Source organism: Breoghania sp. (assembly GCF_963674635.1).
In the GTDB taxonomy this organism is placed as follows: domain Bacteria; phylum Pseudomonadota; class Alphaproteobacteria; order Rhizobiales; family Stappiaceae; genus Breoghania.
In genome coordinates this window covers 4,263,572-4,276,735 of sequence record NZ_OY771475.1, presented here as the reverse complement: position 1 = coordinate 4,276,735, position 13,164 = coordinate 4,263,572, and the positions used below count along the sequence as shown (strand labels likewise).

8 protein-coding genes are annotated in these 13,164 nt (G+C 63.3%); 7 read left to right on the top strand and 1 reads right to left on the bottom strand.

Going from position 1 to position 13,164, the window contains the following annotated elements:
• The first annotated feature begins 1 nt into the window (after position 1).
• The 7 genes from ABGM93_RS18500 (at position 2) to ABGM93_RS18470 (ending at position 7,997) form a co-directional block, all read left to right on the top strand.
• Positions 2-1,525, top strand: coding sequence for an aldehyde dehydrogenase (NADP(+)) (locus tag ABGM93_RS18500; RefSeq protein WP_321501965.1), 1,524 nt, complete (start codon positions 2-4; stop codon positions 1,523-1,525).
• Positions 1,526-1,625: 100 nt separating this feature from the next.
• Entirely contained in the window at positions 1,626-2,573 is a 948-nt protein-coding gene (ytfQ, locus tag ABGM93_RS18495; protein ID WP_321501963.1) for a galactofuranose ABC transporter, galactofuranose-binding protein YtfQ, read from the top strand.
• Positions 2,574-2,650: 77 nt separating this feature from the next.
• Positions 2,651-4,177: a sugar ABC transporter ATP-binding protein gene (locus ABGM93_RS18490; RefSeq protein WP_321501961.1), complete on the top strand. Its 1,527-nt coding sequence runs from the start codon at positions 2,651-2,653 to the stop codon at positions 4,175-4,177.
• Positions 4,174-5,202 (top strand): ABC transporter permease, encoded by a 1,029-nt coding sequence (locus tag ABGM93_RS18485; RefSeq protein WP_321501959.1) that lies wholly within the window; start codon positions 4,174-4,176, stop codon positions 5,200-5,202. Before ABGM93_RS18490 ends, ABGM93_RS18485 begins: the two co-directional genes overlap by 4 nt.
• On the top strand, positions 5,199-6,176 hold the full coding sequence (yjfF, locus tag ABGM93_RS18480; protein ID WP_321333233.1) for a galactofuranose ABC transporter, permease protein YjfF: 978 nt from the start codon (positions 5,199-5,201) through the stop codon (positions 6,174-6,176). Before ABGM93_RS18485 ends, yjfF begins: the two co-directional genes overlap by 4 nt.
• A gap of 1 nt (position 6,177) precedes the next feature.
• Complete coding sequence (locus ABGM93_RS18475) at positions 6,178-7,023, top strand: SMP-30/gluconolactonase/LRE family protein (protein WP_321501957.1); 846 nt, start codon at positions 6,178-6,180, stop codon at positions 7,021-7,023.
• On the top strand, positions 7,023-7,997 hold the full coding sequence (locus ABGM93_RS18470) for an aldose epimerase family protein (protein WP_321501955.1): 975 nt from the start codon (positions 7,023-7,025) through the stop codon (positions 7,995-7,997). Before ABGM93_RS18475 ends, ABGM93_RS18470 begins: the two co-directional genes overlap by 1 nt.
• A gap of 249 nt (positions 7,998-8,246) precedes the next feature.
• On the opposite strand, the gene ABGM93_RS18465 is transcribed toward ABGM93_RS18470, so the two are convergent.
• A complete protein-coding gene (locus tag ABGM93_RS18465; RefSeq protein ID WP_321501953.1) occupies positions 8,247-12,302 on the bottom strand; it encodes an autotransporter domain-containing protein in 4,056 nt (1,351 codons plus the stop codon).
• Positions 12,303-13,164: the final 862 nt, after the last annotated feature.

Below are 13,164 nucleotides of genomic sequence, written 5' to 3'. Positions count from 1 at the left end.
TATGCTGGACAATATCCAACTCAGCGGAAAGCACCTGATCGCAGGCCAATGGGTCGAGGGCGGGACGGAGTTCAAATCGGATCCCGTGACCGGCTCTGCGCGAACGGTCTGTTCGGGCGGTGCGACCGAAATCGACAGGGCGGTCAGGGCTGCGGAACAGGCCTTCGCCACATATGGTTGGAGTGAGCGGGAAACCCGCGCCCGCTTCCTTGAGACCATCGCAGACGAAATCGAGGCCCGGGGCGCCGCCTTGACCGCCCTTGGCGCAAACGAGACCGGCCTGCCGAAAGCGCGTCTGGAGGGCGAGCGGGCCCGCACCACCGGCCAGCTCCGGATGTTCGCAGCCCACATCCGCAAGGGCGACTATCTCGACAGACGCCATGATGTGGCGCTGCCCGACCGCCAACCGCTGCCGCGCCCCGATTTGCGGTTGATCCAGCGCCCTCTCGGCGCCGTCGCGGTATTCGGCGCGTCGAACTTTCCGCTCGCCTTTTCCACGGCGGGCGGCGACACGGCAGCCGCGCTCGCTGCCGGTTGCCCGGTTGTCTACAAGGGACATCCCGCCCACCCGGCCACGGGCGAGTTGGTGGCACGTGCCATCGAAGCGGCGATCGAAGCCCTTTCGTTGCCCGCAGGCACGTTCGGTTTCGTTCAGTCCAACACAAATGAAGCCGGCGAGGCACTCGTGCGCCATCCGTTGATCCGCGCGGTCGGCTTCACCGGGTCCTTTCATGGCGGCAAGGCCCTGTTCGATATTGCCATGTCCCGACCGGAGCCCATCCCGTTCTACGGAGAGCTCGGATCGATCAACCCGGTCTTCGTCTTTCCTGCCGCACTGGCGGCGCGTGGCAGGGAAATCGGCGCCGGTTGGGCCGGGTCGCTCACCATGGGTGTCGGTCAGTTCTGTACCAATCCCGGCATTGTCGTGCTGCCGCAGGGCCCGGATGGCGATGCCTTCCGAGACGCTGCGCTGCGCGCGCTTGACGAAATCGCGCCGCAGCCGATGCTGACCCAAGGGGTCGCAAGAGGATACGCAGACGCCGTTGCCCGCGTTGCCGCAACCGCGCGCCGCTTGACCGAGGCCAAGGTGCCCCCTGCCCGTTGTGGCGCGCCGGTCGTCTTCGAGGTCACGGACACCGAATGGCTGGCAACCCCGGACCTCGCACAGGAGATGTTCGGTCCGGCTGCGATCCTCGTGCGCACCGCGTCACCCGAAACGATGATGCGCGTGGCGAAATCCTTCTCCGGCCAGCTTACGGCAACGGTGCAGATGGACGCAGAGGACACCGAGCAAGCGCGTAATCTGATGCCGGTTTTGGAACGAATGGCGGGACGGATCCTTGCCAACGGGTTCCCGACGGGCGTCGAGGTGGCCGACGCCATGGTGCATGGCGGCCCGTTCCCGGCCTCGACCAATTTCGGTGCGACGTCGGTCGGCAGCCTTGGCATCCGCCGTTTTCTGCGGCCGATTTCGTTTCAGAACCTCCCCGAGGCCCTCTTGCCCGCCGATTTGCGAGACGTCTGAGGAACCGTCTTCGGGGAAGGAATACCGGCGGCGGATGGTCCGTTGCCGGCGGACAGGGCGTGAGGAGGAGAAGCGCCCGAGATCCCAGGGAGGAAATAGCATGAAAACCATTTTGACAGCGGTCGCGCTTGCGGCCTTCGGCGCGTCAGCCGCCTTCGCTCAGACCGTGGGCTTTTCGCAGATCGGATCGGAATCGGGCTGGCGCGCGGCTGAGACGACCCTTACAAAACAGCAGGCCGAGGAGCGCGGGATCACCCTGAAGTTCTCCGACGCTCAACAAAAGCAGGAAAACCAGATCGCAGCCATTCGCTCGTTCATTGCGCAGGGCGTGGATGCGATCCTTCTTGCCCCCGTTGTGGCAACGGGCTGGGACAGCGTGCTGAAAGAAGCCAAGGAGGCGGAGATCCCCGTCATCCTGCTCGACCGGCAGGTAAACAGCGACAAATCGCTCTATCTGACGGCGGTCGGATCGGATCTCGTGCATGAAGGCGAAGTCGCAGGCCAATGGCTGGTCGACCATGTCGCGGGCAAGGAATGCCGTGTCGTGGAATTGCAAGGCACCACAGGATCATCGCCGGCGATCGACCGGAAGACCGGGTTTCAGAACGCCATTGCGGGTCACGACAACATCGAGATCGTGCGCAGTCAGACCGGCGACTTCACCCGCGCGCAGGGCAAGGAAGTCATGGAATCCTTCCTGCAGGCTGAAGGCGGCGGGCAGAACATTTGCGCGCTCTACGCCCACAATGACGACATGGCCGTCGGCGCCATTCAGGCCATCAAGGAAGCCGGTCTCAAGCCGGGCGAAGACATTCTGATCGTCTCGATCGACGCCGTGCCGGACATCTTCAAGGCAATCGCGGCGGGCGAGGCCAACGCGACAGTCGAACTGACGCCGAACATGGCCGGCCCAGCCTTCGACGTGCTCAAGGCCTACATGGATGACGGAACCACGCCTCCGAAGTTCATTCAGACCGAGTCGAAGCTCTACACCCGGGCCAACGATCCCGAAGGTGAGTACGAGCGTCGCAAGAACCTCGGTTACTGACACCGGCATGATCGGCGCGGCGCCTTTTCAACGCCGCGCCGACAAGGACAATCCCACACGAAGCGGACAGTTCCGAGATGCTCCTGACCATTCGCTCACTGACCAAGACTTTCCCCGGCACCACGGCGCTTGACGCGGTCGATTTCGACCTGGCGGCTGGCGAGATCCATGCGCTTTTGGGGGAGAACGGCGCGGGCAAGTCCACCCTCATCAAGTGCCTGACCGGAGCCTACAGCCGTGACAAGGGCGAGATCTGTCTGGAGGATCGGCCGATTTCGCCCCGCTCAACCTCAAAAGCGCAGGAGCTGGGCATCGCGACAGTCTTCCAGGAGGTGAACCTGCTGCCAAATCTCACCGTTGCGCAGAACCTCACCTTCGGGCGAGAGCCGACCCGTTTCGGCATGGTCGATACACGGGCCCAGCGGCGGCAGGCGGAAGCGATACTGGAGGGCTACGCGATGGACATAGATGTCTCGCGCAACCTTTCCGACTATTCCGTCGCGGTCCGTCAGATCATTGCCATCGCCCGTGCCGTCGCATTGTCGGGCAAGGTTCTGATCCTTGACGAGCCGACCGCAAGCCTGGATGCGCGCGAGGTAGAAACCTTGTTCGACGTCGTCCGCGGGCTACGGGATCGCGGGCTTGGCATCATCTTCGTCTCGCACTTCCTCGATCAGGTTTTCGCATTGACCGACCGCGTCACCGTTCTGCGCAACGGCCGAAAGGTGGCGAGCGAGCGCACCTGCGATCTCGACCGGATCCGGTTGATCGAGCACATGCTGGGTCATGCGCTGGAAGAGGAAGTCGTGAAACATGGCAAGACCCATGTGAGCGCGGGGCGCAAGCCTGAGCTCCTGCGGTTCAGGAATTATGGTCGCCGCGGACACATCGAGCCTTTCGAATTATCGATCGCAAGGGGAGAGGTGCTCGGCCTTGCCGGTCTGCTGGGCTCAGGGCGGACCGAAAGCGCGGAGCTTCTCTTCGGTGTGGTGGAGGCCCAGGGCGGCACGGCACGGGACGAAAGCGGGCCGTTCGATCTCTCCTCGCCACGCGCGGCCATTGCCGCAGGCTTCGGCTATGCACCGGAAGAGCGCAAGGAAGACGGCATCGTCGCAGATCTTTCGGTGCGCGAGAACATTGCTCTCGCGTTACAGGCCCGCCGAGGCTGGTTCCGCCGTCTTTCGAAATCCGAACAGACCCGGCTGGCGCAAGACTATATCGCCCGCCTCGACATTCGCACCTCGGGACCGGAGCAAGCCGTTGGCGAACTTTCCGGCGGAAACCAGCAGAAAGTCGTCCTCGCACGTTGGCTTGCCATGAACCCGCGCTTCCTCATTCTCGATGAGCCGACACGCGGCATCGATGTGGGCGCGCATGCCGAAATCCTGCGGCTGATCCAGCAGATGACCGCCGACGGCATGTCTGTCCTCATTATCTCCTCCGAGCTCGATGAGCTCATCGCCATATCGGACCGGGTCATTGTGGTCCGCGATCGTCGGCATGTGGCGGAGCTGACGGGACAGGAGATTTCCTCAGACACCATCGTTCGTGCCATCGCCGCTCGGGAGGCCGAAGGGCAGGACATCGGGGAGGAAGCCGCATGATGACCACCTTGCGTCGGATCCTGCCTCAGCTTGTCACCCTGGCTGCGCTCGTGGCCCTCGTGACCCTGTTCTTTCCCGATTTTCTCAAGATCGAGATCGTGGACGGACGCTTTGTCGGACCGGTGATGGATGTCCTGAAGCGCGGTGCGCAGGTCGGGCTTCTCACCGTCGGCATGACCCTGGTCATCGCGACGCGGGGCATCGACCTGAGTGTCGGCACGGTCATGGCGATTGCCGGTGCCGTCGCCGCCTGGTCGATCACACATGGCGCGACACTCGGCGAAACGTTGGCGCTGGCCCTGCTGGCGGGGGGCGCCGCAGGGCTTTGGAACGGCTGTCTCGTCGCTTTCGTAGGGATCCAGCCGATTGTGGCCACCCTGATCCTGATGACCTCCGGCCGCGGCATCGCCCAACTTGTGACAGAGGGACGGATCCTCACCTTTTCCAACGAAGGTCTGGCGTTCTTCGGGTCCGGCAATCTGCTCGGCATCCCCACGCCTGCGGTGATCTGGTTCGCGACGGCGCTCGGCCTCGCCCTTCTCATGCGGCGCACGGCCCTGGGCCTGTTGATCGAAGCGGTCGGCGTGAACCGGTCCGCATCTGCGCTTGCCGGCGTCAATTCCACAATCCTGCTGATCGCGGTTTACGTTGCCTCGGGCCTGTGCGCAGGCCTCGCAGGCATCATTTCGGCGGCCGACATCCGCGGTGCGGACGCCAACAACGCCGGCCTCTGGCTGGAACTCGATGCGATCCTGGCGGTGGTGATCGGCGGCAACTCGCTGCTGGGCGGGCGCTTTTCCATTGCCGCCTCCCTGCTCGGCGCCCTCATCATCCAGACCATCGACACCGGCATCCTGCTGGCGGGTTTCCCTTCCGAATACAACCTCGTCATCAAGGCCGGGCTGGTGCTCATCATTCTTGTGCTGCAAAGCCCGAACCTCGCGCATCAATGGCATGGCCTGAAGGGGGCAATCCGAGACCGACGCGCAGAGCTTCCCCTATCCGTGAAGGCACCCGGACAATGAACCCGCGCCTCTATCCTCTCATTGCGACGATCGCGATTTTCCTGATCGCATGGGCCATATGCGTGATGCAGTTCCCCTACATGCTCTCCACACGCGTGATCGGCAACCTGCTGACGGACAACGCCTATCTCGGCATCGTCGCAGTCGGCATGACGATCGTGATCCTCTCTGGAGGGATCGACCTTTCCGTCGGCTCCGTCATCGCCTTCTCCGGTGTTTTCATTGCCGTGATGCTGCGCGACACGAGCCTTCATCCCGTGATCGTCTTCATGTTGCTGCTCGCTGTCACAACCGGTTTCGGCGCGGCCATGGGCGGTCTTATCCACGCGCTCGCCATGCCGCCTTTCATCGTGACACTGGCCGGAATGTTCCTCCTCAGAGGGCTGGCCTACATCCTGACCATCGATTCCGTTCCTATCGATCACGCCTTTTATGGCTCCCTCGATAGCGCCTACTGGCTGATGCCCGGAAAAGGCCGGCTTACCCTGATCGGCGCAGCAATGCTGGTTGCGGTTGCGCTCGGCATGATCGTGGCCCATCGCACCCGCTTCGGCGCATCCGTGCTCGCACTTGGCGGGGGCGATGCAACGGCACGATTGATGGGCGTTCGCGTCGGACGCACGACAGTCGCGATCTACGCTTTTTCAGGCTTCATGGCCGGGCTTTCGGGGATCGTCTTCTCGATCTACACCAAGTCCGGCTACCCGCTTGCCACTGTGGGAACGGAACTGACCGCGATTGCGGCCGTCGTCATCGGCGGGACCCTCCTGACGGGTGGAGCGGGCTTCGTTTTCGGTACGCTGATCGGTGTGCTGACCATGGGGCTGATCCAGACCTACATCGTCTTTGACGGCACATTGTCGAGCTGGTGGACCAAGATCATCATCGGCCTGTTGTTGCTGGCGTTCATTCTGCTCCAGAAGAGCCTTCTGCGCCTTTCCACCATCGGCGGATCATCGGTAGCGAGGCAGTGACATGACGGAGGTTTTTGACGATCGCCCCTGCGAACTGGGCGAGGGCGCCTTCTGGCACCCGGAGCGGCGGCAGTTCTTCTGGTTCGACATCCTGGGACGCAAGCTGTTATCTCGCACCGCGGAGGGCCCTGTAAGCTGGGATATGGGCGAACACGCCTCCGCAGCCGGGTGGATCGACCGGGATGGTCTCATCGTCGCAAGCGAGACGGGGCTTTATCGGTTCGACATCCCGACCGGCGAGCGCACACGCCTGGCCGCACTGGAAGAAGACCGTCCTCAGAACCGCTCCAATGACGGGCGCGCCGATCCGATGGGAGGCTTCTGGATCGGCACGATGGCGAAAGAGGCCGAGCCGGAAGCCGGCGCGATCTACCGCTTCCATGGCGGCAAGATCCACCGGCTTTTCGACGGGATTTCCATTCCGAACGCGATCTGTTTCACCCCGGACGGACGACGGGCCTACTATGCGGACACGGCGCGCCGCAAAATCTGGACCGTGGCACTCGATGCGGCGGGCTGGCCATCCGGCAGTCCGCAGATTTTCGTCGATCTGCGAGAGGAAGGGCTGAACCCTGACGGTGCCGTGATCGACGCGCAGGGCGCGCTATGGAATGCGCAGTGGGGCGCAGGCCGTGTCGCCCGCTACCTCCCCGATGGTCGGCTCGACCGCACGATTGACATCCCCGCGCGCAACGCCTCCTGCCCCTGCTTCGGCGGCACCGCGTTTAACCGTCTCCATGTCACATCGGCGCGGGAAGGATTGACGGATCCAAAGCCGGACGACGGTCGCACCTTCATCCTTGATCCGGGCGTGAAGGGATGCGCCGAACCGCGCGTGACCCTCTGATGGACCGCGATATCTTCGGTGTCCTTCCCGACGGGCGGGAGGTGGAGCGCATCCGGCTTACAGCCGGAAAGCTTGAAGCGTCGGTTCTGACCTGGGGTGCAACCGTGCAGGATCTGCGCCTGGCCGGACGGCCCATGGTCATCGGCGCAGATCACCTTGATGCCTACCTTGGCGACCTGCTCTATGCAGGCGCAATCGTCGGTCGCTTTGCCAATCGGATCGCGGGGGCGCGGTTCAACCTGGACAACACCACCTTTCACACCGACCCGAACTTCCGAGCGCGCCACACCCTTCACGGCGGACACGGCGGCACAGGCGAGCAGCTGTGGAGACTGGATCGCGCAACGACCGATCAGGTGCGCCTGAGCCTGTGTCTGCCCGATGGGCATATGGGCTTCCCGGGTGAGCTGACCGTCGCCGCCACTTATTCTGTGGAACCGCCAGCAACTCTGCGCATCCGGATCGAAGCGCGCACGACGCGCGCCACGCCATGCAGCTTCGCCCATCACGGCTATTTCACCCTTGATGGGAGCGGCGACATCAAACGTCATCGCCTGACTGTCGCGGCGGACCATTACCTGCCCGTGGACCAGGACCTGATCCCGACGGGGCAGATCGCCAGTGTAGAGGGCACCGCCTTCGACTTTCGCAAGCCGCGCGAGATCGGAAGCTTCGGTTACGACCATAATTTCTGTCTGAACGACAGCGACGGGACATTGCGCGACGTCGCTCTGCTTGAAAGCCCCGAAAGCGGCATCTCGCTTGCCGTATCGACCACGGAGCCCGGACTGCAGATCTATGATGGGGGGCATCTGGAAGGAGCGCGCGCCTACGCAGGAACCCCGCTCAAGGCCTGCCCAGGTCTGGCTATGGAAACCCAGGCTTGGCCCGACAGCCCGAACCAGCACCAGTTTCCGCCCTGCATCCTGCGCCCGGGGGCTGTCTACAGAACCGAGACATCCTACCGGTTTTGAAGGCGCGTCCGCGGGAGCGAACGGGCGCTCCGGATCACGACGACGCCTTGCCGGGCGGGAACATCGCCTTTCGCCATCGACACCATCGTCAGACTATCGAGCGCCGTTCATCTGTCCATGGGAACTGCCATGAGACGAATGGCGAGCCGCTCGTCTCTGGTTCTCGATTGCGCGAAACAAAAAACCCCGGCGCCATCGGCACCGGGGTTCGCTTTTTCCTTGAGGACAGACTGCAGCCTGTCCACTCGCTCAGAACTTGAAGATCAGGCGCGCCGAGCCGGAGTTTTCGGTGGCGTCCTCGCCAAACTGGCCGGTGTAGTCCAGGCCAAGCGTGGCGTTGTCGGAAACGTCCACCGCGAGCCCCGCGCCCACAACGGCGACATCCTCAGCGATCGGCGCTCCTTCCACCGTGAAGGTCGAGCCACCCGCCAGGCGGTTGGTCGAGGTCGGCGTCGTGTCGCCGAAGGCGTGACGCCAGCCGGCCATCGTCGTGATCCGCGCGGAACGCCCGTCACCATATGTGAACCCGGTCACCGCACGAAGCCCCAGCGTCGTGAAGGTCACGTCGTTGGTCGAGCCGTCGATCGTCAGCGCCGAGGCGCCGCCCGCCTCCGTGTAGCCGTCCGTGTCCGTGGAGACATAGTTCAGCCCCGCAAACGGCTCCAGCTGCAACCACCTGTTCTGGCCGAGCGTGCTCGGGTCGAACAGGTCGAAAACGTAGCCGATCTCGCCGAAGACCTGCGCCGTGCCGGCATTGGTGGAACCTTCGATGTGTTCGGAAACCGCGCCGACCACGACGTTGCGGGTCGTGTCGATGTCGTGCCAGATGTAGCCTGCGCCGCCCGACAGGCGGAAACCGCCCAGCTGCGTGCCTGCGTAGATGCCGACCTGATAGCTGTTGGCATCGCTCGACGAGCCCAGCGCATCGACATCGTAGTTCGACGACTGGTAGCCGAGATAGGCGCCGACGCGGGCCATGCCGACCTGGGTATCGGCACCGAACATGGCGCCGACGGTCGAGCGGTCGACGCTTGCGGTGTTCGCGGTCGCGTCGATGGACCCGATCGAGCCATAGGCCCGCATCCACACCGAATAGGCCTCGCCGCCCAGACCGGCCGCATCGCCGTGGGTTGCGACCGCGATGCCGGGCGCAGGCGCCCCGCCCGCGTCGAAGGCCTGGTTGATACGGTTGACGACGGTGGCACCGGCGACATTGGCGTTTTGCGTCATCGTCCCCTGCATCGAAGCCGTCTGCTCGCCCGAGAGCTGGTTGTAGGCGTTGCGGGCCTGCCCTTCCGACATCCCCGTAATCTCGTGAACCAGCGGATTGGAGCTCGGCGCTCCCTCAAGCGACCGCGACACGGACCGTTGGTTCGGCGTCACCGCCACGCCCGACAGGGCCACGTCGTTACGCGTCAGCGTCACGCCGACCGTCTTGTCCGTGTAGCTCAGCGCCGCGTCGAGATACGCGTAATCCTCGTCGATCGTATCGAACTTGCCGGTCCGCCCGCCATCGGCAGTGAGGATCGTATAGGTGGAGCTGTTGGGCGCGGTGCCGGTCGCGACAATCTTCACAGTTCCCGACAGATTGGCCGTGCCCGTCACATGAACCTGGGAGGCGACATCCTTATCGAAATCGACCCCAGTGGCGAGGCTGCCGTCACTTGCGATTACAAGGTCACCATCGATCGTCAGGGTTCCCAGGCTGTTTCTCAACCCCGCGCCAGCGACCAATCCTCTGCTGCCGACCGTAACGTTGCCGATCACCGTGCCGGAACCCGTGAGGCCGGCCACGCCATCCGACGCGCTCACCTGGAAGCTTGTATCGGCGCTGCCGAGCGATCCCATGACGTAGAGGCCACCACGAGAAACCCTCACATCGCCGCCAAAGCCGGAATTGTCGCCGGTCAGGACAAGAAAACCGTCCCCCACCTTTTCCAGGGTCGGCACCGACCTGGCCGACGGGACCAAAGCAATGCCGCCGCTTGAGACGGACAGAACCGATCCAATCGTGACGGTGGCTCCACTATCGACGTTGATATAGCCGGTGGAGCCGGCATGCGGGGCAATTTCCAGCGTGCCTCCGGTCAACTCATAACCGTCGGTCTTGAACTGCAGCGTATCAAAGGCCTGCGTGCCGTCCACGGTCACCGTACCGGCCGTGCCGGAGAAAACCGCGACGGAGCCGACATAGGACCCGTTGATCTCCGCCTCGCCGGGCTTGCCTGTCCAGTTGGTGCCGGCACGCGACCATGTGCCCGAACCGCCGTCGACCGTGCCGTTGCCGGTCGCATCCGCGCCATCCCAGAACTGCAGCATCTGGCCGTCGGCCAGCACCACCATGTTGACCTGGCCATTGATGCCGGTTTGCAAGGTGCCGATGGCACCGCTGACACCGGTGACATTGACCGCGCCGTAGGCGCCCGAGAGCGTGCCACCATACTGGTAGAGCTGGTAATAGCCGGCGGACCCGGCCGTTGCATTGAGCGTGCCGCCAAGCTTCAGGTCGCCGCCGACCTTGACGAGATCGTTCGACGCTCCGCCGACGACGCCGGCCTGGCCGAGTTCGAACGTGGACGTGGAACCGCTGTCCAGCGTGAGATTGCCGTTGATCGTCAGCGTGCCGGGGCTGTTGCCCGCCGACAGGGTGGTGCCGGAGGAGAGCTGGACATCCCCGCCGATCGTGCCGGAGCCGCCGAGGGTGCCATTGACAATTTCCAGCGAACCGGTGAAGCCGGAGCCGTCTCCGTTGACGAGAAGCGTGCCGCCGAACTGATACAACTCGCCACTGCCGGAGAGATCCCCCGAAAGCGTAAGGGTCTTGCCGTCCGTAATTGCCAGGCTGGAACGCGCGCCGGACGCTACGTCGATGGCGTTGGTAAGGGTCGTTGACCCGGTGACCCCCAGCGTGCCGGTGCCGCCAAAAGCGAGGTCGCCGCTACCCAGATTGTCCCGGCTCGCAATCGACAGAGAACCTGCGGAAATCGTCGTGGTGCCGCTGTAGGTGTTGGTGCCGGAAAGAATGAGCTGGCCGCCTCCGCGCTTGATCAGATTGCCCATACCTCCGATGTCGCCGTCTGCCTTAAGCCACGTGCCGTCGACATTGATCGTGCCGGAGCCGCCGTCCACCAGAACGATGTTGTTATCGACAAGGACGGCCTCGCTTGCGTCCAGATAGAGCGTAGCGTCGTCCAACCTCAACGCACCGGCGCCCAGGTTGCTATCGCTCTCGATCACCAACGTGCCGCCGCGGACAGTGGTCGTGCCGCTATAGGTGTTGGTGCCGCTCAGCACCACGACGTGATCGCCGGCAATTTCCAGATCGCCGCTGCCGGAGATCGTGTTGTCGAGCGTGAAATCAGCATCCGTTTCGAGCGACAACGCCCCGGAAATGTCGATGCCGCCGACGAGGGTGCCGCCGGACTGAAGTGTCAGCGTGTTGTTGCCCCCGGTGAATTCGAGCGCGTAGCCACGCGTCGAGCCATCGCCCGACAGGCCGCCGAAAATCTTGCCGGAATTGGTGACCGTCAGGTCGGAGCCCTTGATGCCGCTGCCGCCCGCACCAAACGCCCCACCGGAACCGCCCACACCGCCAACAATAATTGCGCCAGCCTCGTTGACCACAGTCACACCGGAGGCCGTGGTGTACAGGCCGACGCCGCCGTCGCCGCCACCGCCCGCAGCACCGCCTGGGGAGGCGCCGGAACCGCCTTGACCGCCCGTGCCGCCCGTTATCGTCGCGCTGTTGGTGATCGTTGCAGCGCTATCCACAACAACGCCGTAACCGCCCTCGCCGCCGCCGCCGCCCCCGCCGCCGCCCGCGTCGGAAACTGAGCCGCCGTTTTCGCCATCGCCGCCGTCACCGCCCGACACATCGCTCGAAATGCTTGTCGCGGATCCAACCGACTGACCGTGCGTCCCGCCGGTTCCGCCAGCCCCACCTGCGCCTCCATTTCCATCTGTATGGGGACCGCCGGCTCCGCCAGCCAGACCTCCGGCCCCGCCACCACCTCCACCGCCGGCGCCGTCGTTCAAAAAGCTTCCGGGAGCCGCGCTGCCGCCGCCGCCAGCATTGCCGACTTCGCCGCCGGTCCCGCCAACGCCACCGGCCGAACCATAGCCCACCCCGCCTTGTCCGCCATTACCGCCCGCGGCATAGGCCGCGCCGCCGGCCGCGAGCGTGACGACGAGCGCGGTGGTGAGCAGAAGCTGCGCGCGCCGGCGTCCGTGCGATGATCCCGGCGCCCGGCTTCCACCGCCCGCCGCCCCAGTTTCACCCTCGCCCAAATGCCAAATTCCGCGCATGTTTCTTGCCCCTCAAGCCAATCAGAATCACAGACTGGCGATCCGGCGCACCGTTGGCGGAAGCACTCGAATAGACCATCTGCAAGCTGACCTTGATTAGAGAGCTTTAAATGCGCTGTCAAAATGGAACGGACAACCTAACGTTGATAGAATATCCGTCATAATAATAGCGTCTTATTCATGTATATATCCGTTAATATCATATAATATTATGCGAGATTGATATCCATCAATATGATTATACATTTATCGCTGGTTTCTTTTGGAATTATCATTTCAATAAGTTTCGTATTCCGGTGACCGCAAGGAAGTTCCGCTAACAGCTAAGCCGCAGGTTGGGAAACGACAACTTCCGACAATCCGATTGTTGCCGGAATGACGCAAATGTATATTTAAATCATAAATATGGCGCACGCCCTCCACAGGGCACGGCAGCGGGAAAGCCTCGCAAATAATCTGCGCATTAATTCGGTTTTCCGGCCAACCGTGGTTTTTCAGCACCACACGAGCCCCGTGTCTGCCCCAAACCTCCTCGCGACGCAACGCGCGAATTTCGTTCAATGGCCGACTGCGCAAGAAGTCGATCGATATGCGTGAGAACGTCCATAACGTTTCGGCCCACGCAGGCCCGCCACGGCCCATGTTCGAAGCGACTGTCATTGATCAATGATCCCGGTATTCACCTCCCGCTTCCAACGGGCATTTTGATCAGCCGACCACTTGGATCGCTCCCGACAGTCATGACGAGCGGAAAAGACGGACAGAAAGAAACCCTCCCCTTGCGGCAGGCGCGCCATAGGCGTTTGATAGTTATGCTGAGTCTCAGTTTTCTCAACGTGAGTAACCCGAGGGCGCATCGGCA

Bases quoted from the DNA above. Each gene is read 5' to 3' on its own strand.
- ABGM93_RS18470 (WP_321501955.1), top strand. From the start codon at position 7,023: ATGGACCGCGATATCTTCGGTGTCCTTCCCGACGGGCGGGAGGTGGAG.
- ABGM93_RS18490 (WP_321501961.1), top strand. From the start codon at position 2,651: ATGCTCCTGACCATTCGCTCACTGACCAAGACTTTCCCCGGCACCACG.
- ABGM93_RS18475 (WP_321501957.1), top strand. From the start codon at position 6,178: ATGACGGAGGTTTTTGACGATCGCCCCTGCGAACTGGGCGAGGGCGCC.
- ABGM93_RS18500 (WP_321501965.1), top strand. From the start codon at position 2: ATGCTGGACAATATCCAACTCAGCGGAAAGCACCTGATCGCAGGCCAA.
- ABGM93_RS18485 (WP_321501959.1), top strand. From the start codon at position 4,174: ATGATGACCACCTTGCGTCGGATCCTGCCTCAGCTTGTCACCCTGGCT.
- ABGM93_RS18465 (WP_321501953.1), bottom strand. From the start codon at position 12,302: ATGCGCGGAATTTGGCATTTGGGCGAGGGTGAAACTGGGGCGGCGGGC.
- ytfQ (WP_321501963.1), top strand. From the start codon at position 1,626: ATGAAAACCATTTTGACAGCGGTCGCGCTTGCGGCCTTCGGCGCGTCA.
- yjfF (WP_321333233.1), top strand. From the start codon at position 5,199: ATGAACCCGCGCCTCTATCCTCTCATTGCGACGATCGCGATTTTCCTG.